19 protein-coding genes and 3 tRNA genes are annotated in these 23,211 nt (G+C 69.7%); 7 read left to right on the top strand and 15 right to left on the bottom strand.

Annotated features, from left to right (window positions below):
- Positions 1–97 precede the first annotated feature (97 nt).
- Positions 98–1,297 carry a pyridoxal phosphate-dependent aminotransferase gene (locus AWX74_RS03955; RefSeq protein WP_006539115.1) on the top strand — a complete coding sequence of 400 codons (1,200 nt, stop codon included), beginning with the start codon at positions 98–100 and terminating at the stop codon, positions 1,295–1,297.
- 197 nt (positions 1,298–1,494) lie between these two features.
- Here the strand turns inward: AWX74_RS03955 and AWX74_RS03950 are convergent, their stop codons facing one another.
- From AWX74_RS03950 to AWX74_RS03930, 5 genes are all read right to left on the bottom strand, one after another.
- Positions 1,495–1,932 (bottom strand): MaoC/PaaZ C-terminal domain-containing protein, encoded by a 438-nt coding sequence (locus tag AWX74_RS03950; protein ID WP_054570656.1) that lies wholly within the window; start codon positions 1,930–1,932, stop codon positions 1,495–1,497.
- 20 nt (positions 1,933–1,952) lie between these two features.
- The gene (locus AWX74_RS03945; protein ID WP_006539113.1) at positions 1,953–2,408 is read right to left on the bottom strand and encodes an FAS1-like dehydratase domain-containing protein; all 456 of its coding nucleotides are present in this window, start codon (positions 2,406–2,408) and stop codon (positions 1,953–1,955) included.
- Positions 2,409–2,675: 267 nt separating this feature from the next.
- Complete coding sequence (gene rpmG, locus AWX74_RS03940) at positions 2,676–2,840, bottom strand: 50S ribosomal protein L33 (RefSeq protein WP_006539112.1); 165 nt, start codon at positions 2,838–2,840, stop codon at positions 2,676–2,678.
- Between the two features lie 93 nt (positions 2,841–2,933).
- Positions 2,934–3,010: transfer RNA gene (locus AWX74_RS03935), tRNA-Met, on the bottom strand.
- 94 nt (positions 3,011–3,104) lie between these two features.
- A tRNA-Thr gene (locus tag AWX74_RS03930) sits at positions 3,105–3,177 on the bottom strand.
- A gap of 431 nt (positions 3,178–3,608) precedes the next feature.
- Here AWX74_RS03930 and AWX74_RS03925 point away from each other — a divergent pair.
- A complete protein-coding gene (locus AWX74_RS03925) occupies positions 3,609–5,285 on the top strand; it encodes a GH25 family lysozyme (protein ID WP_311984049.1) in 1,677 nt (558 codons plus the stop codon).
- Between the two features lie 162 nt (positions 5,286–5,447).
- A complete protein-coding gene (locus AWX74_RS03920) occupies positions 5,448–6,188 on the top strand; it encodes a DUF7144 family membrane protein (RefSeq protein WP_226931057.1) in 741 nt (246 codons plus the stop codon).
- Positions 6,189–6,289: 101 nt separating this feature from the next.
- On the opposite strand, the gene AWX74_RS03915 is transcribed toward AWX74_RS03920, so the two are convergent.
- From AWX74_RS03915 to AWX74_RS03905, 3 genes are all read right to left on the bottom strand, one after another.
- Positions 6,290–6,781, bottom strand: a complete 492-nt coding sequence (locus tag AWX74_RS03915; RefSeq protein WP_091271633.1) for a gamma-glutamylcyclotransferase family protein — start codon at positions 6,779–6,781, stop codon at positions 6,290–6,292.
- Positions 6,778–7,314: an orotate phosphoribosyltransferase gene (gene pyrE, locus AWX74_RS03910; protein ID WP_091271631.1), complete on the bottom strand. Its 537-nt coding sequence runs from the start codon at positions 7,312–7,314 to the stop codon at positions 6,778–6,780. The genes AWX74_RS03915 and pyrE overlap by 4 nt, the downstream gene beginning before the upstream one ends.
- A 163-nt stretch (positions 7,315–7,477) precedes the next feature.
- Positions 7,478–7,562, bottom strand: a tRNA-Tyr gene (locus AWX74_RS03905).
- A gap of 143 nt (positions 7,563–7,705) precedes the next feature.
- On the opposite strand from AWX74_RS03905, the gene AWX74_RS03900 reads away from it, so the two are divergent.
- Positions 7,706–8,194 carry a YajQ family cyclic di-GMP-binding protein gene (locus AWX74_RS03900; RefSeq protein WP_006539106.1) on the top strand — a complete coding sequence of 163 codons (489 nt, stop codon included), beginning with the start codon at positions 7,706–7,708 and terminating at the stop codon, positions 8,192–8,194.
- 532 nt (positions 8,195–8,726) lie between these two features.
- Here AWX74_RS03900 and htpX read toward each other — a convergent pair.
- Together htpX and AWX74_RS03890 are read right to left on the bottom strand one after the other, a co-directional pair.
- Complete coding sequence (gene htpX / locus AWX74_RS03895) at positions 8,727–9,599, bottom strand: zinc metalloprotease HtpX (RefSeq protein WP_091271629.1); 873 nt, start codon at positions 9,597–9,599, stop codon at positions 8,727–8,729.
- A gap of 117 nt (positions 9,600–9,716) precedes the next feature.
- Positions 9,717–10,673 carry a Rossmann-like and DUF2520 domain-containing protein gene (locus AWX74_RS03890; RefSeq protein WP_091271627.1) on the bottom strand — a complete coding sequence of 319 codons (957 nt, stop codon included), beginning with the start codon at positions 10,671–10,673 and terminating at the stop codon, positions 9,717–9,719.
- Between the two features lie 1,186 nt (positions 10,674–11,859).
- Here AWX74_RS03890 and AWX74_RS03885 point away from each other — a divergent pair.
- Both AWX74_RS03885 and AWX74_RS03880 read left to right on the top strand, forming a co-directional pair.
- Positions 11,860–13,746: a 2-oxoacid:acceptor oxidoreductase subunit alpha gene (locus AWX74_RS03885; RefSeq protein WP_091271626.1), complete on the top strand. Its 1,887-nt coding sequence runs from the start codon at positions 11,860–11,862 to the stop codon at positions 13,744–13,746.
- Positions 13,743–14,804, top strand: a complete 1,062-nt coding sequence (locus AWX74_RS03880; protein ID WP_006539102.1) for a 2-oxoacid:ferredoxin oxidoreductase subunit beta — start codon at positions 13,743–13,745, stop codon at positions 14,802–14,804. The genes AWX74_RS03885 and AWX74_RS03880 overlap by 4 nt, the downstream gene beginning before the upstream one ends.
- Before the next feature lie 328 nt (positions 14,805–15,132).
- On the opposite strand, the gene AWX74_RS03875 is transcribed toward AWX74_RS03880, so the two are convergent.
- A complete protein-coding gene (locus AWX74_RS03875; RefSeq protein WP_091271625.1) occupies positions 15,133–15,534 on the bottom strand; it encodes a hypothetical protein in 402 nt (133 codons plus the stop codon).
- 148 nt (positions 15,535–15,682) lie between these two features.
- On the opposite strand from AWX74_RS03875, the gene AWX74_RS03870 reads away from it, so the two are divergent.
- Positions 15,683–16,564 carry a hypothetical protein gene (locus tag AWX74_RS03870; RefSeq protein WP_165615457.1) on the top strand — a complete coding sequence of 294 codons (882 nt, stop codon included), beginning with the start codon at positions 15,683–15,685 and terminating at the stop codon, positions 16,562–16,564.
- A 465-nt stretch (positions 16,565–17,029) separates the two neighbouring features.
- On the opposite strand, the gene AWX74_RS03865 is transcribed toward AWX74_RS03870, so the two are convergent.
- The 4 genes from AWX74_RS03865 to nuoL are packed head-to-tail and all read right to left on the bottom strand — an operon-like array spanning position 17,030 to position 23,180.
- On the bottom strand, positions 17,030–18,046 hold the full coding sequence (locus AWX74_RS03865) for a polyprenyl synthetase family protein (RefSeq protein WP_091271618.1): 1,017 nt from the start codon (positions 18,044–18,046) through the stop codon (positions 17,030–17,032).
- 7 nt (positions 18,047–18,053) lie between these two features.
- Positions 18,054–19,631, bottom strand: a complete 1,578-nt coding sequence (gene nuoN / locus AWX74_RS03860; RefSeq protein ID WP_054570408.1) for an NADH-quinone oxidoreductase subunit NuoN — start codon at positions 19,629–19,631, stop codon at positions 18,054–18,056.
- Positions 19,628–21,193 carry an NADH-quinone oxidoreductase subunit M gene (locus AWX74_RS03855; RefSeq protein WP_006539097.1) on the bottom strand — a complete coding sequence of 522 codons (1,566 nt, stop codon included), beginning with the start codon at positions 21,191–21,193 and terminating at the stop codon, positions 19,628–19,630. The genes nuoN and AWX74_RS03855 overlap by 4 nt, the downstream gene beginning before the upstream one ends.
- Position 21,194: 1 nt before the next feature.
- A complete protein-coding gene (gene nuoL, locus AWX74_RS03850; RefSeq protein WP_091271615.1) occupies positions 21,195–23,180 on the bottom strand; it encodes an NADH-quinone oxidoreductase subunit L in 1,986 nt (661 codons plus the stop codon).
- Positions 23,181–23,211: the final 31 nt, after the last annotated feature.

The following is a 23,211-nucleotide window of genomic DNA, read 5'->3' as shown; positions in this document are numbered from 1 at the left end:
AGCTCGCCACACGGTGCTCTTGGACGTCCGCTAGTCGCCCCAGGACGGGCCGGACGGGCCGGCCTCAGACCGCTCCCCCGTGGCAGCATGGCGACCCATGAGCAGGATCTCCCACCGCATCGCAGGCATCGCGCCCTCCGCGACCCTAGCCGTCGACGCGACCGCCAAGGCGATGCGCGCCGCGGGCAGGGACGTGATCGGCTTCGGTGCCGGCGAGCCCGATTTTCCCACGCCCGAGCACATCGTCGCCGCCGCGGAGAAGGCGTGCCGCGCACCGGCCATGCACCGCTACACCCCGGCCGCGGGCCTGCCGGACCTGCGTGAGGCCGTCGCGGAGAAGACCAGGCGGGATTCCAACCTGGTCATCGAGCCGAGTCAGGTCCTCATCACCAACGGCGGCAAGCAGGCCGTCTACCAGTCGTTCGCGACCCTGCTCGACCCCGGCGACGAGGTTCTCCTGCCGGCGCCCTACTGGACGACCTATCCCGAGGCGATCCGACTCGCCGGCGGTGTCCCCGTCGATGTCGTGACCGGCCCTGACGCCGGTTATCGGGTGACCGTCGAGCAGCTCGAGGCCGCCCGGACCCCCCGCACCAAGGTTCTGCTGTTCTGCTCGCCGTCGAACCCGACCGGCGCCGTCCACACGCCGGAGGAAGTCCGCGCCATCGGCCGCTGGGCAGCCGAGGCCGGCATCTACGTGATCAGCGACGAGATCTACGAGCACCTCGTCTACGGCGACGCGCGCTTCTCCTCGATGCCGGTCGAGGCACCGGAGCTCGGCGACCGCTGGATCGTCGTCAACGGCGTGGCCAAGACCTACGCGATGACCGGTTGGCGGGTCGGCTGGATGATCGCCCCGCTCGACATCATCAAGGCAGCCACCAACATGCAGTCCCACGCCACGTCGAACGTCTGCAACGTCGCGCAGGCCGCCGCGCTCGCGGCCGTCGCGGGTCCCCTCGACGCCGTCTACGAGATGCGGACGGCGTTCGACCGCCGCCGCAAGACCATGCACGAGATGCTCGTCCAGATCCCGGGCGTGCAGTGCCCGCTCCCGGACGGCGCCTTCTACGCCTACCCGTCGTTGGAGGGCGTGATCGGCCGCACCCTGCGGGGGAAGACCCCGACCACCTCCGGCGACCTGTGCCAGCTCATCCTGGAGGAGGCCGGCGTCGCGATCGTCCCCGGCGAGGCCTTCGGCACCCCGAACTTCGCCCGGCTGTCCTACGCCCTCGGGGACAACGACCTGGTCGAGGGTGTCCGGCGGCTCGCGGCGCTGCTGGCCGAGGCGGCCTGAGCACTCCCGAAGCACTCCGAGCTCCCAGCACGGGCCCCGCGGCGAGCCGCCGCGGGGCCCGTGCCGTCTCGTGGCCTCAGAGCCCTCTCACGGGCTCACAGCCGTCTCACGGGCTCACAGCCGGCCCGTGGCCTGACAAGGCCGGTCCCACGCGCCGACGGGGCGCCCGACTCGCCGACGGGGCCCCCGGCCACCGCTCAGGAAAGCTGGACCGTCGCCCGCGCGGCCATGAGGACCTTGGCACCCTGGTGGCGAACTGTGAGGTTCACCACGACGCGGCCGCCGTCCAGCTTCTTCTCGACAACGCCCTGGACCGAGACCTGGGCGCCTTCGTCGTCGTCAGGCACCACAATCGGTGAGGAAAACTTCACACCGTACTCGAGCACCGCCCCCGGATCACCGGCCCAGTCGGTGACCAGACGACCCGCGGTGGCCATCGTCAGCATGCCGTGCGCGAGCACCCCTGGCAGCCCCGCCTCCTGGGCCACCCGCTCGTTCCAGTGGATGGGATTGAAGTCTCCCGAGGCACCGGCATATCGCACCAGATCGGACCGGCGCAGGGTGAAGATCCGGTCGCCGATCTCGGTGCCCACGGCAACCTCGTCATAGCTGACAGTGCTGACGGTGGAAGGCATCCACAGCTCCGATCGGTCGTTCACCGCGGCGGAGCCGTGCCGCGGGACACCAGACTGCAGGTCCCCTCGGCGACGAGCTCGCCGCTCGTCGTCAGGAAGTCGTACGCCGTGACGAGCACCTCGTTGCGCCCGACCGGCCGAATGGAGGCCAGCGTCGACCGCACGACCAGCTCGTCGCCGGCCACCAACGGCCGGTGGAAGGTGAATCTCTGCTCGCCGTGCACGACGAGCGAGTAGTCCAGCCCCAGCGCCGGATCGTCGGTCGGCAGGCCGAGGCTTCCCGGAATGGTGGTGACCAGGAAGGTCGGCGGAGCGAGCAGATCGGCGTGACCGGCCGCCTTCGCCGCCGCCACGTCGTGGTACAGCGGATTGTCGTCGCCGATCGCACGGGCGAACTGGCGGATGTGCTCACGGCCCACCTGGAAGGGCACCTCGGACGTGTAGCTACGACCGACGAAGTCCTGGTTCAACGGCACAGCACGCTCCGATCTCGACGAGGGCCCGACGTCGGCGGGATCGGATCGGGCCACGCCGGTCCATCCGACCGGTTCAGGACCCTACCGGGCGCAGCGTCGTGCCAGCCTGGACAGAGGCCAGAACAGCAAAGAACCCGGGCGGGTCCGAGAGATTTCGGACCCGCCCGGGCAAACATCTCTGACGGTCACCGGCGAACCTGAAACACCGTCAGTGCCGGGAGCGGCGATGTGATCCGCCGCCTGCCGCGAGCGTGTGACCTCGATCGGTCAGCGGGTCTCGCGGTGCTCCGTGTGCGTGCGGCAGTTCGGGCAGAACTTGCGCAGCTCGAGACGGTCGGGGTCGTTCCGCCGGTTCTTGCGCGTGATGTAGTTGCGGTGCTTGCACACCTGACACGCCATTGTGATCTTCGGACGAACGTCGGTGGCAGCCACGGCGAGAGGCCTCTTCCTGTCTCGAATGCTTACAAGCCAAGGGGTCGCGACTCACCAGACCCCCTGGGGGTTACACGGTGCGCCGCGACCCGATGGTAGCGGTGGCCGGACTTGAACCGGCGACACAGCGATTATGAGCCGCTTGCTCTGCCAGACTGAGCTACACCGCCAGGACGGATCACCGCCGGGCGAAGACCCGAAGACAGTATAAGCGGACGTACCACTTACTGCCGATCACGATCCCACCCGGCACCGGACCGCCTGAGCCCCTTTACGGAATCGAACCGTAGACCTTCTCCTTACCATGGAGACGCTCTGCCGACTGAGCTAAAGGGGCGTGTTCGCGGGACTCACGTTACACGACTCCGGAGCCTTCGTGGCGGGCGGGCCCCCATCAGTTTGACGAGCCGACACATGGTCAGCCGGGCAGGCCGCCAACCCACTCCACAACACCCCACCCCTCGCAACACCTCCCCTTGATCACAACTCTCGAACGCCACCCCCGATCGCCGCCGCGCGACTGCGGGACGTCACGACGCCGTCGACCACCCACCCCCGGGTTGTCGACGCTGCGCGACGACTTCGACGGACGAAGCACCACCAAGGCCGCATCGGCGCGGATCCGAGTGACGGCCAGCCCGACACGCCTCCCACGTCGATAGCTGTAAGTAATCACTCGAGTGCTTAGCGTGTGCCATGCCCCCGGATACGCGCCCTTCCGGGAGCTCCCGCAGCCGCTGCCGCGCCGCCGAGCATCGAGGTTTGCCCATGCCGCCCACGCACCGTCCGCCCCGAGACTCCCGAACACCGGATGCGGCACCCGACGTCCCAGCTGGGCCGCACCCGCGAGCGACGGCCAGCCGGCCGGTTCCGTGGGGTGGGCTGCACGTCCCGGCAGGAGCGTCCCTGCCGCCCGGGACGTCCTACGCGACGCTGCACGCCGCGTTCCAGGCTCAGCCGATGCCGGCCGACCGGAAACCGGCCGCGGACAGGGCCCACGCGAGGATGACGGTCGGCCGGGAGGAGATCGGCCGCGATGCGACCGGCACGGAGGCGGCCGGCCGGTCCGGTGGCCAGGATGACGACGTTCCGGCTGTGATCCATCACGCGGTCGCCGCCTGGCGGCTGCGCAACGCCCGCCGGTTCTCCGTGCGCGTTCTCAGCGCGGCGACGGTCGCCGTCACCGCGGTCGCGTTGTCCGCACCGACCGCCTCCGCGGCGCCGTCTCCCACCTGGCCCAAGGGCGTCGACATCGCCTCGTGGCAGCACCCCGGCTCGGCACCGATCGACTGGAACGCGGTCAAGGCCTCCGGGGTGAGCTTCGCGATCGTGAAGGCCACCGAGGGCACCGAGTACACCAACCCGTACTTCGCCGCGGACCGCGACGCGGCCCGGCTGGCGGGGCTCACCGTGGGTGCCTACCACTACGCCCGCCCGGCGGCCCCGATCTCCACCGCGGTCGACCAGGCACGGCACTTCCTGGCTGTGACAGGTCTCACTCGCTCGGCCGGGCATCTGGCCCCCGTCCTCGACCTCGAGACGACCGGCGGCCTGGACCCGGTCGCGCTCGCCGCGTGGACCCGGGCCTTCCTCGAGGAGATCGAGACCCAGACCGGCCGCGCGCCCATCATCTACACCTATCGGTCGTTCTGGACGGACCACATGGCCGACACGGACGACTTCGCCCTCTATCCGTTCTGGTTCGCGATCTACAACAACGAGGACACTCCGGGGTGGCTACCCGGCGGCTGGTCCAACTGGGCGATCTGGCAGTACAGCTCGTCCGGCGACGTCCCGGGCATCATCGGGAACGTCGACATGAACGCCGCCTGCTGCTCGCCCGCCTCTCTGGCCGCGCTCGCCGACGGAACCCAGTCCGAGCTCGACAAGAGGTACGCCTCGGGCGGTCTCATGCGGATAGCCCTGGGCGCCCCGACCAACACGGAGCTCGCGGCCGGCGGCGGCGGACGCTGGCGGCCGTTCACGAACGGACTGCTCTTCTGGTCGGTCCGGTCCGGAGCACGGGCGCTGCACGGTGAGGTGGCCCGGAAGTACCTGGCCCTCGGCGGCTCCGACAGCTTCCTGAAACGCCCGCTGAGCGACGTCGAGTGGGCCGCCGCGCCCGGCGCGCATCAGGCGATGTTCGAAGGCGGCTGGATCTACTGGAGCCTGGCCACCGGCGCGCACGAGGTGCACGGCCAGATCCTGCGGCACTACCTGGATCTCGGCGGTTCCGTGTCGAGCCTGGGGCTGCCGGTAACGGACGAGTACTCGGTGCCCGGCGGCCGGGAGAGCGCGTTCCAGTTCGGCCGGCTGCGATGGATGGCGGCGACGAACTCGGTCGTGCTGCTGCCGGCCACAGTTGGCGCCACAGATGCGGCCCCTGCCGCCGGAGCCGCGGCCGCGGGAGCCGCCGGGGCCGCGGGTACCGCGCTGGCGCCCTGAACCCGGGTCGGCGTGGTGCCACGGATCGCGCAGGTGCACGCGGATCGTGGAAGTCGACCGGGCGCGGGGAGTGACGTAGGCCAGCGGGGGTATCTGACTCGCGTGCGGCGCAGGGTGGCCGCCTGGCTACAGCAAGCGTTGCCGCGCAGCCGGGAGGACCAGATGGTAGACCTGCGGCAGGCACGCAGCACGGACGGTTGGCTGATCTTCGCCGCCGTCGTCATGTTCATCGTCGGTTTCCACAACCTCATCTACGGCATCGCGTCACTGCGCGACTACGTCGTCGTGGTGGACAACCTGAGCTCCAGCTCGAACGGCAACGGAGTGATCTACGCCGGCACCACGTTCTGGGGCTGGCTCTGGATCGCGGTCGGCATTGTCGAGATGTGCATCGCGTTCGCCATCGCGGCCGGCAACGAGCTCGCCCGCTGGGTCGGAATCATCATCGCCGCGCTGAACGCCATCGGTCAGCTGGCCTTCCTCGCCGCGTTCCCGGTCTGGTCGGTGGTCATCATCGCGCTCGACATCCTGGTGATCTACGCGCTGGCGACCTACCCGAGCCGGGTCAGCACAGGCGGAGCGGTGCAGCCCTACCCAGGAGACCGCCCGGGACTGGCGCGCGGCACGGCGGAGCAGGTCCGCAGCGGCGCCTACGCGGGTAGCTCCACCGGTGCCGGTCCGCGAACCCGAGGTGGCGCCGGCGCGACCGGCGGCGGAGACCGCGCGGCAGGTGACAGCGGCGGCGCGGCGCGCAACAGTGGCGCCGGCGGCGACTTCTTCCAGCCGACCACGGCCGGCCCGGGCACCCGCTCCGGAGCCGAACGCCCGGACACCCGCTACCGGAACGTCCAGGGCGACGTCGAGCACCGAGGCGGCGAGGAACCGCCGAACCCGGACCGATGACCTCGACCGATGACGTCCTGACCGTCCCTGACGTCCTGGTAGTCCATGACGTCCTGGCCAGGTCATCGACGTCCTGACCGCCGGGGCCGCCGCGGCACCTGTCACCGCGGCGGCCTCGGCACGACCTGGGCCCGCCACTGCTGGCAGCGCCGGACGAACTCGGCGAGATGCCTCGCCGCGAACCGGCCTGCGTCCCAGTTCGAGGCCAGCACCGGTACCTGCGCCACGGGTCCCCGCCACAGGTAGGCGACAGCGACTTCGCCACCCACCAGCGAAACCTCGCGTGCCTCGTAGTAATCGCCCTCGAACAGGTCGAGCAGCTCACGTTCCGCCCAGGTGAGACCGTGCAGGCAGGCGCCGGCGCAGATCTCGGTGGGAGCGGCGGGAACCAGCCCCGGGTAGGTCTGGCCCCGCAGCTCCGCGGCACGCCACCCCGCGGCCGAGGCCGGGCTCATGATCGGACGCCGCGCGAGCAGCGCCTCGACGACCTCGGGAAACTGCAGCGTTCCGTAGACGAACAGCGTCGGTGCCCGGCCCGGACCGCCGCCGCCGCTGGCGCCGGTGTCGGCGCCGCCCGGAACGCACCGGGTCACCCCCGGGGCTCCGCCGCTTCAAGGTCGGCCCGGGTGAGTGCGGGGCGCAGTGTGAGCCCGATCTCGGCGAGCCGCTCGCGACCGCCCTCCTGCCGGTCGATGACGCACAGGACGTCCTCCACGATCGCGCCCTGCTCGCGCAGCACCCGGGTGGCGTCCAGCACGGCACCACCGCTGGTCACGACATCCTCGACCAGGACGACCCGCCGGCCCGCGACCTCGCCGCCCTCGGCGATCTGCCGGGTTCCGTACTCCTTGGCCTTCTTGCGCACGAACCTGGCCGGCAGGCCGGTGCGCGCCGAAAGCAGTGTCACCAGCGGGATGCCGCCGAGCTCGAGCCCGCCGAGAAGTTCCGTCCCGGCCGGGAGGTGCTCCGCCATCGCGGCAGCGATGTCCGCCAGCAGCGCCGGCTCAGCCTCGAACAGGTACTTGTCGAAGTACTCCGTACTGGTGCGCCCCGACCGCAGGACGAAGGTGCCGGTCAGATGGGATGCCGCCCGGACTCGGGCAGCCAGCGCGTCGATGTCGGCCACAACTGGCGACTCTACGGCTCGCCGGGTCGCCCTGATCCCGCTCGTTCTCGTCCCGCTCGTTCTCGTCCCGCTCGCTGACGGCGGGAACGACGCTGGGAACGACTCAGGCCCGGAGAGTTTCCTCCGGGCCTGAGTCAAAGAGTGTCCCCCGGGTAGCCCGGGGTGGTGGCAGGTGATGGATTCGAACCATCGTAGGCTGAGCCGACGGTTTTACAGACCGCTCCCTTTGGCCACTCGGGCAACCTGCCGTACTCGGCAAGCATACCGGTTGCTCCGAGCATGCTGACGGGAGGGTCCCCAAGTACATCCCCGACGTGCCCCGCGACGCGTGCCCGCGGGTCGCGGGGCACGTCGCCCGCACCGAACGACTCGACCCAGGAGGTCCGTGCCCGTGGCAGATCCGTCCTTCGACATCGTCAGCAAGGTCGACACCCAGGAGATCGACAACGCGGTCAACCAGACGGCGAAGGAGATCAAGACCCGGTTCGACTTCCGCGACACCGGCGCGTCCGCGGAGCTCTCCGGCGAGGCGATCCAGCTGCAGGCCAACAGCGAGGAGCGGGTGAAGGCCGTCCTGGACGTCCTCCAGGAGAAGTGCGTGAAGCGCGGGATCTCGCTCAAGTCCCTGGAGTACGGCGAGCCCCGGCAGTCCGGCAAGGAGTTCCGGCTGACGGTCACCGTGCAGCAGGGCATCGCGGACGACAAGGCCAAGGCGATCGCGAAGAAGATCCGCGCGGACGGGCCCAAGGGCGTGCAGGCGCAGATCCAGGGTGACCAGCTGCGCGTCACCGGGAAGAAGCGGGATGACCTGCAGCGGGTCATCCAGCTCCTCAAGGAGGAGGACTTCGAGGTCCCGCTGCAGTTTGTCAACTACCGCTGAACCTTGGCCCGCGCATCTGGTGGCAGCCGACGAATGTGAGATTGAGGCTTTACCGTCATCGACTCGGACCGGTGGCACCCCTGGCCCTGGACCGGGAGACGGAAAAGGCTCATCGTTTCGTCAGCAACAGTCGCGCACGCGACAGCCCGTACCGGGCAAATTCACGCGCATATGCACGGGAAGAAGCGCGTGCGAGGATTCCGGCGGCTGACCGGGCCGGGAGCGCTTCGGGCGCTACCGGCGATGTTCCCCAGAAAAAGTGCACCCCGCCCGATGGGGGGTTTCGGGCGGGGTGCAGGCGGCGGAACCTGGGGGGTACGCTCCGCCGCTGTCCTGGGAACTTTGAGACTACTCTCATTCGCGCGGCGCAGCGTGCCTTCCGCGGGTCTCTCTATTTCACCACAGTGAACTTGATGTGCCCGACATGTGGCTTCTCACACCCGCCCGTCGTACCCGTTCCATGCCGGGCGCGCCCATCCGGTCCGCGGTCAGGACCGGGACCGGGGGCGGGGACGGACCCGACCGGGCCGCCCTACCGGTACGGATTCATCCGGGCGCGCTGCTCCAACCGGGCGATTCGCTCGGGCAGCGGCGGATGGGTCGAGAACAGCTTGGCCACACCGCCTCCGCGGAACGGGTTCGCGATCATCATGGCGGAGGCCGGGCCCAGCCGGGAGTTCGCGGGCATCGGACGCGCCGCCGTCCCCGCTTCCAGCTTGCGCAGGGCACTGGCCAGCCCGAGCGGGTCGCCCGTCAGCGTCGCCCCGGATTCGTCTGCCTGGTATTCACGGGCGCGGCTGATCGCCAGCTGAATGATTGACGCGGCAATCGGCCCGACAATGATGATCGCGAGCATCTCGGCCACGCCTGGGCCGTCCTCGTCCCGACCGCCGCCGAAGAAGGCGAAGACCTGCATCATGTTCGCGATGTAGACGATGATCGCCGCCAGGGTGCCGGCGACCGAGGCGATCAGGATGTCGCGGTTGTACACGTGGCTGAGCTCATGCCCGAGCACGCCGCGAAGCTCACGATCATCCATGATCTCGAGAATTCCCTCGGTGCAGCACACCGCGGCGTTGCGAGGGTTGCGACCGGTGGCGAAGGCGTTCGGTGAGGCGGTTGGGCTCAGGTACAGCCGTGGCATCGGCATGCGGGCCCTGGTCGCGAGTTCCTGCACGATCGCGTAGAGCCGAGGCTGCTGGACCTGGCTGACCGGATAGGCCCGCATCGCCCGCAATGCGATCCGGTCCGAGTAGAAGTAGGAGACGGCGTTCATCACGACGGCGAGAACGACCGCGATGACGAGCCCGTGCTGGCCGAACAGCGAGCCGAACCACACGATCACTGCGGAGAGCACGCCAAGGAGAAGGGCCGTCTTCAGCCCGTTGAGACTGCGATGAGGCATGGCTGTCGCGCATCCGTCCTGTCGACCTGTTGCGACTACATCAACGAAGGACCTGACACTCCTCGTTCCCAACGCTCGGGCGTCCACGCCGAGCCGCCGCCTCCGCCGCCCCCGCTCTCACGGGCCGTGCGGCCTGTCGTCCGGGCGGGCCACACCGGCCCGTAGCGCGGCGGCGGTACGGGCCGGCAGCAGGCCGGAGCGCTCGAGGCGATCGGCCGTCAACACCGCCAGCGCGCCATACGCGTCCGCGAGGTGGGGGTCCCGGCGCGTCAGCTCCGACCACTGCGCTGTGACGGTGCCGACATCCCCGCGTCGGACCGGACCGGTCATCGCGTCCTCCCCGTGCGCCAGGGCGTTGTCGAGCGACATCCGCAGGAGCGGTCCGAGCGCCTCCGCCGGATCGGGGACGCCCGCAGCGGCGAGCAGCTGCCCCGCAGCCGTGACCAGCGTGGCCAGAAAGTTGCCCCCCAGCACCAGCGCCGCGTGGTAGCTCGCGCGTCGCTCCTCGGGAATGACCGCGACCCGGCCTCCGATGCCTTCCACCAGGTGGCGGACGAGCCCGGCCGTGTCCTCGTCACCGGGCGCGGTGGTGACCCCGAAGGTCGCGCCGACGAGCCGGTCGGGGTCGGTCGCCGCACCGGTCAGCGTCATGATCGGATGGATCGCGGCCGGCCGGGCGCCCACCGCGGCCGCCGGTGCGAGCGGCGCGATCCCATGGCGCCCACTCAGATGGGCGACGAGCACAGCGGGCGTGCGCGCGACACCGGGCGCGATCCGCCCGGCCGTCTGTTCGATGCTGTCGTCCGGAACCCCGAGCAGGACCACGTCGGCGCGCGCGGCCGCCTCGGCCGGCGTGGCACAGACCTCAGCCGCGGGGAAGAGTGCCGCGGCCCGATCCCGCCCAGCCCGCGTCCGGCTGTGGAGCGCGCGCACCTGGTGCCCCGCGGCCACGAGCGCCCGGCCCACCGCCGCGCCGGCCCGACCCGGCCCGACGATGGCGATCGACAGACCGGCAGCCGACAGACCGGCGGCCGACTGGCCGGCGGCCGGCACCGCCGCGCACGTGTGCTCCATCACGCCCCACTCCCCCGAACGCCCGCACTCCCCCGAACGCCCGCCGATGCGCCGCCGGTACCCGGCTCGATCCTCCTCGCCCGTCTCCGGCCGGTCCCCGGCTCATGACATGTCGACAGATCTCCTCCGCCACGGCGGCCAGCTGTCCGGACCCACCGGCCTTCCAGCGGCTCGATCAGCTGGCCACCAGCTGTCCGCGGAGAGGAAGTCCGCCGCTTCACGGCCTTCTCCGCGGTCATTCACGATGAAACCTACTGAGCGGAAACTTAGTCGGCCCCGGCCGGCTGTCCTACGTGGCCAGGTCTGCCGCGTCAGCGATCCCCTTATGGCGTTCCGTACACGTCCAGTTTCGAGCGGATACCACCCTGTAGCGGAGATCTCTCGTCCCGCCATCCGAATGGGCAAGTACCCCCCACCAGCCGGTGGCGTGCAATGCTCATCGTTGACGACTCCGGGTCGCAGTGCTGCTTCCAGGCAGTCACCCCTATACCGACGAACGTCCGGAAGAGAGTCGGCCTGCCACTGACGACCCGCTGACGGCGGCGTCGTGATATCACCGTCAGACCAGTCGGTGATACCACCACCAGGCCAGATGGTCGTTTCACCGACAACTCGGCCGCTACGCCCCGGGAGACACCTCAGGAAGGGAGAGCCGCTGAATAGATCCCCCCTTCGGACACACCCGGCCAGGCATCATCACCGCCGTCCGCCGGCGCTCGCGGCATGGCGCCCGCCGCCGGGCCAGGCACGACCAGGGGGCCTACCGGACGGCCGGACGGACCACCGGCCCAGGTGTCTGCCTGCGGACACCCGTCAGGGTGCGCGCAGGCAGGTGATGTCGCACGTGGTGGGCCTACAGGCAGCCGGATCGGCGATCACGCCCAGCGGGCTCGACCGATCACATGACTCATGTCCGGCGTGTTGGGAGCGTAAGGTCCCGGCCTGTCGGAGCATGATCGACCAGCCCCGCCGAGCCACCCGGCAACTCCACTTCAGCTGGACTCGGCACCGTTACCAGAAAACGCATACCGCAACCAGTCGCGCACGGCCAGCAAGGGGGGTGGCCGGGATAATCCGACCGCAAGTCACGGCGCAACACCCTTCCCAGTGCCACCCGGCGGCGCGATCCTCGTGCCGTATTGAGCCGCCCGGTACGCTGGGGTGGTACCTGAGGAGGTTACTTAAGGTGTCTGAGCAGGTCAGGGAGAGGGAGACCCGCCGGCTCGACCGGGTCGTCGTGCGGTTCGCCGGCGACTCCGGCGACGGTATGCAGCTCACCGGAGAACAGTTCACGAGCGAGACGGCGGCATTCGGCAACGATCTGTCCACGCTTCCGGACTTTCCTGCGGAAATCCGGGCGCCAGCCGGCACGCCGGCCGGAGTTTCTGGCTTCCAGCTCCATTTCTCCGATCACGATATTCTCACCCCGGGCGACGCCCCGGACGTCCTCGTCGCGATGAACCCGGCGGCGCTGAAGGCGAACCTCAAGGATCTGCCGCCCGGGGCCGACCTGATCGTCAACACCGACGCGTTCACCGGCGGCAACCTCAAGAAGGCCGGCTACTCGGACGACCCGCTGACAGACGGGACGCTCGACAGCTACACCGTCCACCGGGTCCCGCTGACCTCGATGACGATCAACGCGGTCAACGCGGCCGAGGGCGTCGGCGGCGCGGTCAACAAGAAGGAGGCCGAGCGAGCGAAGAACATGTTCGCGCTCGGCCTGATGAGCTGGCTGTACCACCGCCCCACCGACGGCACCGAGGGCTTCCTCAAGAAGAAGTTCGCCAAGCGGCCGGAGATCGCGGCGGCCAACATCGCCGCCTTCCGCGCCGGCTTCAACTACGGCGAGACCACCGAGTCCTTCTCGGTCACCTACGAGGTCGCCCCGGCCCGGATGCGGGCGGGCACGTACCGGCGGATCACCGGCAACATCGCGATGTCCTATGGGCTGATCGCGGCCGGTGAGCTGACGAAGCTGCCGCTGTTCCTCGGCACCTACCCGATCACCCCGGCGTCGGACATCCTGCACGAGCTGAGCAAGCACAAGCAGTTCGGCATCCGGACCTTCCAGGCCGAGGACGAGATCGCCGGCATCGGCGCGGCGCTGGGCGCCTCGTTCGGTGGGTCGCTGGGCGTGACGACGACGTCCGGCCCGGGTGTCGCGCTCAAGAGCGAGACGATCGGTCTCGCGGTCAGCCTCGAGCTGCCGCTGCTGATCGTGGACATCCAGCGCGGCGGCCCGTCGACCGGTCTGCCGACGAAGACCGAGCAGGCCGACCTGCTGCAGGCGATGTTCGGCCGCAACGGCGAGGCTCCGGTGCCGATCATCGCGCCGCGCTCGCCGGCCGACTGCTTCGACGCCGCGGTGGAGGCCGCCCGGATCGCGACGAAGTACCGCACTCCGGTCTTCCTGCTCTCCGACGGCTACCTGGCGAACGGCTCCGAGCCGTGGCTGCTGCCGACCATCGACGAGCTCCCGGACCTCACGGTCACCTTCACCACCGAGCCGAACCACGAAGGGCCCAAGGGCCCCGAGTTCTGGCCCTACCTGCGCGATCCCGAGACGCTGGCCCGCCCCTGGGCTGTTCCCGGCACCCCAGGGCTGGAGCACCGGATCGGTGGCCTGGAGAAGGCCGACGGGTCGGGCAACATCTCCTACGACCCGGCGAACCACGACCGGATGGTGCGGCTGCGCCAGGCGAAGGTCGAGGGCATCGCGCGCGACATCGCCCCGCTCGAGGTCGACGACCCGTCCGGCATGGCGGACGTCCTCGTGCTCGGCTGGGGGTCGACCTTCGGGCCGATCGCCGCCGGCTGCCGTCGGGTGCGCGCCAAGGGCCTGCACGTGGCCCAGGCACACCTGCGCCACCTCAACCCGTTCCCGGCCAACACGGCCGAGGTGCTGCGCTCCTACGACAAGGTGCTGATTCCCGAGATGAACCTCGGCCAGCTCCGCACCCTGATCAGGTCGCAGTTCCTGGTGGACGCGATCGGGTACAACCAGGTCCGCGGACTGCCGTTCAAGGCCGCGGAACTCGCGGGCGTCTTGGAGGACGTGATCAACCAGTGACCGTGACGACGAACGGCAGCGGGATCTCCAACCGGCTCCTCGACCTGATCCCCGCCACGCCGAACCAGCTGACCCGCAAGGACTTCACCTCCGACCAGGAGGTCCGGTGGTGCCCGGGATGCGGCGACTACGCCATCCTGGCCACTGTCCAGGGCTTCCTGCCCGAGCTGGGCATCGCCCGGGAGAACATCGCGTTCATCTCGGGCATCGGATGCTCCTCGCGCTTCCCGTACTACCTGCAGACCTACGGGATGCACTCCATCCACGGGCGTGCGCCGGCGATCGCGACGGGGCTGGCCACGTCGCGGCCGGACCTGTCGGTGTGGGTGGTCACCGGTGACGGTGACGCCCTGTCCATCGGTGGCAACCATCTGCTCCACGCGATGCGCCGCAACGTCAACATCAAGATCCTGATGTTCAACAACAGGATCTACGGCCTGACCAAGGGGCAGTACTCGCCGACCTCCGAGGTCGGGAAGATCACCAAGTCGACGCCGTTCGGCTCGCTCGACCGCCCGTACAACCCGGCGTCGCTGGCGCTGGGCGCGGAGGCGACCTTCGTCGCCCGGTCGATCGACTCGGACCGGGCCCACCTGACCGCGACGCTGCGCGCGGCGGCGGAGCACCCGGGCACCGCGTTCGTCGAGATCTTCCAGAACTGCAACATCTTCAACGACGGCGCGTTCGAGGCGCTGAAGGACCGGGACACCCGGGACGACGCGACGCTGAAGATGGTCGACGGCGAGCCGCTGCTCTTCGGCGCGGAGCGGGACAAGGGCATTCGGCGCGCGGCGTCGGGCGGCCTGGAGGTCTGCGCGGCGACCGATGAGAACGTCCTCGTGCACGACGCGGCGAACCTCGACCCGAGCCAGGCGTTCGCGTTGTCGCGGCTGACCGGAGACGCGCACGGCGTCACTCCGATCGGCGTGTTCCGCAACGTCGACATGCCGACCTACGACGAGGCGCTCAACGACCAGGTGGCGCAGGCTCGCACCAAGCTGGGCAAGGGCGATCTGCTCGGGCTCATCTCGGGCAACGAGACCTGGACCATCAACTGACCGATCCGTCCAGGTGACGGGTACCGGTGGTGCATAGAAGGCCGGGGTGGCGAACTGCCACCCCGGCCTTCGCCGTCTGGAGCGCCGGTCGTTCGAGCGTCAGCCGTTTGCACCGCCTGCTCCCAGCACGCCCGGAAGTGCCATCTGCACTGATTGCCCGATTAGTGGACGTATGCATTGGTTGCGGCCTTCTGATCAGCATGCGGTATGGTGACCCCCGGGTGGGGGTGCCGTGTGGCCCGGGGGGGCTCACAACACCAAAGCAGCCGGAGGCGCAGTGCGGGCTTACGCAGTGCGAGATCACCGAGCCCGTCACCGGGGCTCACCGTTAATCCAGGCCAGGTTCTGCGTCCTGGCGGCAGCGGGCGGTCAGCATGGGTAGCCATTCCGCGGGCCGACACAGCCGGGGCGCCGAGACCACCGGCGAGTTCCGCCGGCCGGTTCCGCCCCAGTCCGCACCGGCCGAGCGTGCTCCCGCTCCGGGCTCCGCCACGCCCGCGTCCGCGTCCGCGTCCGCGCAGTGGAACGATCTTCCGAGGCGCACGCGCTCCGAGCCACGCTCGGGCTGGGTGACCAGTGAGTGGAGCAGCAACCCCTCGGCGGGGACGGCCCCGCTCCCCAGGCGCTCGCCACCGCCGCGGCCACCGATCCTGCCGCCCGGCGAGATCGACACCCTCACCGGCCCGATCTCGACCAGTTCGTCGGTCAGGCCCGCCCGTGCCGCGCACACGGCCCGGTTCTCCGCATTCGAGCCGGCCAGGCCAGTGCGTCCGGCCGGGTCGGAGCGTGCAGTCGGGTCGGAGCGTCCGGCCGGGTCGCTGTTCGAGCCGATGCCGCCGTCCGCGTCAGCCGCTGGAGCCGGCCCGCGGCCGGTGGTGGTGCCGCGTCAGAACGGCACCCGGCCGGGCCCGGCTACGGGTCGGGGCGCACACCGGGCCCCCGCGCCCCGCCGCGCGCCGGGCCGCACCCGCCTGGTCGTCGCCGGCACGGCCTCACTCGCCGGGCTTTCGGCGATCGTGACCGGTATGGCGCTCACCGCGGAGACGCCGGTGATCTCTGCCGGGCCCACCACCGGCGCCAACCCACTCGTCCAGGCGGACCAGGCGCGCGACGCGTTCGGCTCGGCCGACACGCAGGCCTCCCGCAGCAGCAGCCGCACCGAGCTGCCGACGCCCCAGCCCACCGCGGCCACCGGGCCCACTGCCTCCGACGAGGGCTCCACCCCGACGGAGACGGACTACCTGCAGGTCTCGCGCTACTCGTCGCAGTACCACACCACTCAGACGCCCGCGGCCGCCCAGGCTCCGTCGCCGGAGCAGAGCGTCCCCGCCGGCAGCGAGAGCGACGACCTGTCCGGCTACGAGCTTCCGTTCGTGCCGCTCACTCCGCAGACCACCGCGGCGGCGACCCCGACGAACGGAACTGACACCTCGGACGGCGAGACGTCCGGCCCGACCACTCCGGGCGTGCCCACGCCGACGCCGAGCGCTTCGGCGAGCCCGGGCCAGTCGGAACCGGAACCCACGACCACACCGGCGTCCACTCCCCCGGCGACTTCGGCGGCCTCGGGGAGCACCACGGCGCCAAGCTCGACGGCGACCGCGACTCAGCGGCCGACGACCTCGGCCACCTCGACGACTCCGCCCGCGACGACGACGGCTACGCAGACCTCCGACGGGGGCTCGTTGCCGTTCAACCCGGATCCGGTGGAGGTCACGCCGATCTGGGATGTCAGCATCCCGTCCATCACCGTCGAGTGACGTCCTCCTCCGCGTAACCGGTGTCTCCCCGTGTCTCGGGGGCACCCCGCCGGGCGTGCAGTCCTAAACGCAGATCTGGGACTGCCCGCCCGGAGTTGGCGGCGTCACCCAAGATCAATAATTGAGGCGGGTGCTACCGAGCTTGCCGCCTGAAGATCATGGAATTTTGGTCGCCCTGACGACCAAAATTCTCAGCTCTTGCCTGGTCGCAACAGTTGGCCGAGATGCAGCCCGAGGCCACCACTCGACGATCATGGGATTTTGGTCGTGCCGACGACCAAAATCCTCAACTCTTGCCCAGCAGCAACAGCGGCTGTGAGGGACCGGAAGCTGATCTCCGATCCAGCAACCGAAGCCGACCCCGCGGAGAGTTGAGCCGGGGTCGGCTGGAACGGCGATGCGTCCTGGTACGGCGATGCGTCAGCTGGTGCGCAGCCGGTCCCGCTCCTAGCTGGTGCCGTGTGGTCAGCTGGTGCGGTCGACGACGAAGTCGGCCAGCGACTCCAGAGCCGTCTTCGCGGGACCGTCGGGCAGCGGGGCGAGGCACGCCCGGGCTTCGCCCGACCAGCGCGCCAGCTCCGCTCGAGCCCGGTCCATCGCGGGATGCTCCCGCAGCACCTCCAGCGCCTCCACGACGGCGCTCTCGGTCACCCCGGAGCTTGCCCACGGGTCCGCGCCGAGCAGGTCACGCAGCCGGCGCGCACCCGCGTCCTCGCCCTGCAGGGCGTAGAGGACGGGCAGCGTCGGAATTCCCTCGCGAAGATCGGTTCCGGGGGTCTTACCCGAGGTCTCGGTCGGCGACGCGAGGTCGATGATGTCGTCGGAGAGCTGGAAGGCGACACCGAACCGCTCACCGAAGGCCGCCAGGACGTCGGCCGTGACCCGGTCGGCGCCGGCCAACATCGCGCCGAGCCGGCCCGAGGTGGCGATCAGCGACGCGGTCTTGTCGGTGATGACCCGCAGGTAGTGCTCGATCTGGTTCTGGCCGGGCCCGGGGCCGACGGTCTCCCGGATCTGCCCTTCGCACAGCGTCGCGATGGTACGGGCGAGAATGCGCGTCGCCTCCGGGCCCAGGTCGGCCGTGATCTCGGAGGCTCGGGCGAACAGGAAGTCGCCGGTGAGGATCGCGACGGTGTTCGTCCAGCGCGCGTTCGCCGACGCCGCTCCGCGCCGCAGCGGCGCCTCGTCCATCACGTCGTCGTGGTAAAGCGTCGAAAGGTGTGTCAGCTCGATCGCGACGGCGGCCGGCACGACGCCGGCCGCCTCGGGATCGGCGAACTGGGCGGCCAGCAGCACGACCATCGGCCGGAACCGCTTGCCGCCCGCGTCAACGAGGTGCCGCGAGGCCTCGGTGACAAAGGAGAACTCGCTGTGGACGGAAAGCCGCAGCATCTCCTCGACCGCGGCCAGCCCCACCCGGACAGCCTTCTCCAGATCAGGGTCAGCCCTGATCCCCATCACGTCCAACCCGATAGCGCTCATACCACCATCAGCGTACGAAGCCGGAGGTCGCTGCGGTGTTCGCCAGGTCGAGAAGCGGCTGTGGAATAACACCCAGCAGAAGCGTCATGAGCGCGCCGATCCCCACTGTCGCGAAGGTCAGCGTCGGTCGGGTGACGACGACAGGACCGTCGGCGAGCGGTTCGGAGAAGAACATGACAACGATCACACGGACGTAGAAGAACGCGGCGATCGCGCTGCACACGAGCGCCACGATGACCAGCGGGGTCGCGTCACCGTCGATCGCGGCCTGGAAGACCGCGAACTTGCCGGTGAAGCCACTGGTCAGCGGGATTCCGGCGAGTGCGAGCAGCAGGAAGGCGAAGATGCCCGCAAGCACCGGTGAGGTGCGGCCCACGCCCTGCCACTGGGACAGGTCGCTGGCCTCGCCGTCCCCGGTCCGGACCAGCGAGACGACGGCGAACGCGGCCATCGTGGTGAATCCGTAGGTCACCAGGTAGAACATCGCGCCGCGCAGGCCGTCGGAGTTCGACCCGGCCATGCCGACGAGCAGGAAGCCGGCGTGGGCGACGGCCGAGTAGGCCAGCATCCGCTTGATGTCGCGCTGGGTCAGCGCGAGCACGGCACCCACGACCATGGTGAGGATCGCGACGGCCCAGATCACCGGGCGCCAGTCCCAGCGCATGCCACCGAAGGCCACATAGAAGACCCGCAGCAGCGCGCCGAAGGCCGCGACCTTGGTACCGGCCGCCATGAAGGCGGTGATCGGCGTCGGCGAGCCCTGGTAGACGTCCGGCGTCCAGGAGTGGAACGGGGCGGCGCCGATCTTGAAGAAGAGACCGACCCCGATCAGCGCGAGCGACAGGTAGAGGTAGGTGTCGTTCTTCCCGACCGTGCCGACCGCGTCAGCGACCCGGCCAAGCTCGACGCTGCTGGCGTAGCCGTAGGCGAAGGCGACGCCGTACAGGAAGAAGGCGGAGGAGAACGCGCCGAGCAGGAAGTACTTCATCGCCGCTTCCTGCGACAGCAGCCGGCGCCGGCGGGCGAGCCCGGCCAGCAGGTACAGCGGCAGGGAGAGGATCTCCAGCGCGACGAACATGACGAGCAGGTTGTTCGACGCGACGAACAGCAGCATCCCGGTGACCGAGAAGACCATCAGCGGGTACGCCTCGGTCTGCACCTCCGGGGAGGTGCGCTGCGCCGTGGAGCCCTTCGAGCCGGGCACCACGGCCGCGGAGGCGACGAGCGCACCGCCGGAGGAGTCCAGCGAACGCTCGGCCACCAGCAGCACGGCCAGCGCCGCGAAGACCAGGATGGTGCCCTGCATGAACAGGGTCGGGCCGTCGATGGCCACCGCGCCGGCCGCGAGGATCTGCCGGCGGGCGTGCAGGAGCACCACGGCGACGAACGCGCCGATGAACCCGGCACCGGCGAGCAGCGGCTGGATCAGCCGCCGCGCCTTCGGCGGTGCGAAGGCGTCGACGAGCACCCCGGCCAGCGCGACGCCGAAGAGGATGAGCATCGGGCTGAGCGCCGAGTACTCGATCGACGGTGGTGTGATCTTCTGTGTGACGCCCTGCGCCACCACGGTCGAAACCGCGCTCACGAATGGCCTCCGGACTGCGTTGCGGCCACCGGGGCCGTCGGGGCCGGGTCGGACTTCCCGATGTCCTCGAACGTGCTGGTCACCGCGGGCGTGATGATGTCAAGCAGCGGCTTCGGGTAGACCCCGAGCCCGATGATCAGCGCCACCATCGGCGCGACCACGACCCGTTCCCGCACGCTCAGGTCCTTGACGAGGCGAAGCTTCTCGTCCTTCACCGGACCGGTCATCGTGCGCTGGTACAGGAACAGGATGTAGATCGCGGCCAGCACGATCCCGCAGGTCGCGACGATCGCCAGCGCGCGGTACTCGGTGAACGTCCCCACCAGGACGAGGAACTCGCTCACGAAGCTGTTCGTCCCCGGCAGCGCCAGCGAGGAGAGGCCGGCGATCAGGAACACCCCGGCGAGCATCGGTGTCACCTGGGCCATGCCACCGTAGGCGCCGACGTCCCGGCTGCCCTGACGGGAGACCAGGAAGCCGACCACCACGAACAGCAGGCCGGTCGACAGGCCGTGGTTGACCATGTAGAGCACGGCGCCGGTCCCGGCCTGCGAGGTGAAGGCGAACGTGCCCAGCGCGATGAACCCGAAGTGCGCCAGCGAGGTGTAGGCGACCAGGCGTTTCATGTCCCGTTGCCCGATCGCCAGCAGGGCGCCGTAGAAGATGCCGATCACCGCGAGTGCCAGCACCATCGGCGCGAAGTACTCGGAGGCGTCCGGGAACAGCGGGATGCAGTAGCGGATGAGGCCGAACGTGCCGACCTTGTCCAGGACGCCGACGAGCAGCACCGCGCCACCGGTCGGCGACTGGGCACCGGCGTCGGGCAGCCAGGTGTGGAACGGGAACAACGGCGCCTTGATCGCGAAGGCGATGAAGAAACCGAGGAAGAGCAGCTTCTGCGTGTCCGGCGTGATGACCAGGTGCTGGCGCAGCGTGGCGAAGTCGAACGTGCCGCCGGTGTCGAACTGCTGCGAGGAGAGCACGTAGAGGCCGATCACCGCGGCGAGCATCAGCAGCCCGCCGAACAGGCTGTAGAGCAGGAACTTCACCGCCGCGTACGACCGCTGTGCCTTCTCCTCGACCGGCCCGTAGCTCCCGATGAGGAAGTACATCGGGATGAGCATGGCCTCGAAGAAGACGTAGAAGAGGAACACGTCGGTCGCCGCGAAGACGCCGATCATGCCCGTCTCCAGCGCCAGCAGCAGCGCGAAGAACGCCGGGACGGACCGGTTGACGTTGTCTGCCTCGTCCCAGGAGGCCAGCACGACCACCGGGACCAGCAGCGCGGCGAGCAGCATCAGTACCAGCGAGATGCCGTCGGCGCCGACCGAGTAGGAGACGCCGAACTGCTTGATCCATTCGTGCTTCTGGCCGAACTGGAAGCCGGCCTTGTCCGGGTCGTAGGCGGCGGTCGCCAGCACGGCGAGCACCAGCACGACCAGCGAGACGGCCAGCGCGAGCTGCTTGGCGAGCAGCGCGGAGCGGCGCGGAAGCAGCGCGACCAGAAGCGAACCGACCGCGGGGACGATCAGCATGATCGTCAGCCAGGGAGCCGTACTCATGTCAGCCGGCCCTGGTCAGCAGCAGAGCACCGACCACGAGGACGGTACCTCCCAACATCGACAGTGCGTAGGACCGGACGAAGCCGGTCTGGGTGCGTCGCAGCCGGCCGGACAGTCCACCGATGGCCGCCGCGCTGCCGCGTACGAAACCGTCGATCCCGACGTTGTCCGCCCACACCAGGAAGCGGGTCAGGTACTGCCCCGGCCGCATGGCGACGGTCTCGTTGATCGTGTTCGCGTAGAGGTCGTGCCGCGCGGCGACGGTCAGCACGCTGACCTCGGCGTCGGTGGGGGCGACGGCCTCGACCGGGCGGAGCTGGTAGCGCAGGAAGGCGCCGGCGAAACCACCGGCCGAGACGACCAGCGTGAGCGCGGTGACCACGGCCGGCGAGATATCGTGATGGGCCTCGCCGTGCTCGCCGACCACCGGGGCGAGCCAGTTCTGCATCGAGTCACCGAGGACGAACAGACCACCGGCGAACACGGAGCCGACCGCCAGCAGCAGCATCGGGCCGGTCATGCTGGCCGGCGACTCGTGCGGGTGCTTCGCCTCCGGCCCGTCGTGCGCCCAACGCTCCTCGCCGTGGAAGGTCATCAGGAACAGCCGGGTCATGTAGAAGGCGGTGATCCCGGCGCCGAGCAGCGCGACGCCACCGAGGACGTAGCCGCTCGTGCCGCCCTTGGCAAGCGCGGTCTCGATGATCCGGTCCTTGGTGAAGAAGCCGGACAGGCCCGGGAAGCCGATGATCGCCAGGTAGCCGAGCCCGAAGGTGATCCAGGTGATCGGCATGTACTTGCGCAGGTTGCCGTAGCGGCGCATGTCCTGCTCGTCGTCCATCGCGTGGATGACGGACCCGGACCCAAGGAAGAGGCCGGCCTTGAAGAAGCCGTGCGCCAGCAGGTGCATGATGCCCAGCGCGTAGCCGGCGGGCCCGAGCCCGACGGCCAGGAACATGTAGCCGATCTGGCTGACCGTCGAGTACGCCAGGACCTTCTTGATGTCGTCGTAGGCGCATCCGATGATGCACCCGATCATGATCGTGACAGCGCCGATGATCAGGACGACGGTGCGCGCGGCCTGCGTCTGGTCGAAGATCGGAGCCGACCGGACGATCAGGTAGACGCCGGCGGTGACCATCGTCGCCGCGTGGATCAGCGCCGAGATCGGGGTCGGGCCCTCCATGGCGTCCGGGAGCCAGGCCTGCAGCGGGAACTGGCCGGACTTGCCGCAGGCGCCGAGCAGGAGCAGCAGCGCCATCGCGCTGATGGTCCCGTACCCGATCACGTCCGCGGCGGCGGCACCGAAGACGTCGTCGTAGTTGGTGCTGCCGACGGTGGCGAACATGAACATGATCGCGAGCGCCAGGCCGACGTCACCGACCCGGTTCATGTAGAAGGCCTTGTTCGCGGCGGTGGCCGCCGCGGGCTTGTACTCCCAGAACTTGATGAGCAGGAAGGAGGAGAGGCCGACCAGCTCCCACCCGCCGTAGAGGACCAGGAAGTTGTTGCCCAGCACCAGCAGCAGCATCGATGCCAGGAAGAGGTTCATGTAGGCGAAGAAGCGCCGCCGGCCCGGATCGTGCGACATGTAGCCGATCGAGTAGATGTGGATCAGCGTGCCCACACCGGTGATCAGCAGCACGAACAGGACGGAGAGCTGGTCGACCAGCAGGCCGACGTCCACCTGGAAGCCGTTGACCGGAATCCAGCTGAACAGGTGCTGGGAGACCGCGCGGTCGTCGCCGCCGCGGTCGAGCAGCCCGAAGAACAGCACCAGGCCGACGACGAACGACGCCGCCGCCGTGGCCGTGCCGAGCAGGTGGCCCCACCGGTCGGTGCGCTTCCCGCCGAGCAGGAGGATCGCCGCCCCGGCCAGCGGAAGTGCGATGAGCAGCCAGGTCAGCGAGAACGCCCCGGACGCGGTGGCGTAGTGCACGGCCCCACCGCCGTGCTCCTCGGCCGCGAGGAGGGCCGCGGGGGCGCTCATCGTGGGCCGGTTCCGGGCGCGTGCGCCAGCG

It is taken from the genome of Parafrankia irregularis (assembly GCF_001536285.1).
Taxonomy (GTDB): Bacteria; Actinomycetota; Actinomycetes; order Frankiales; family Frankiaceae; genus Parafrankia; species Parafrankia irregularis.
This window is presented reverse-complemented; position numbering and strand designations above follow the sequence as displayed.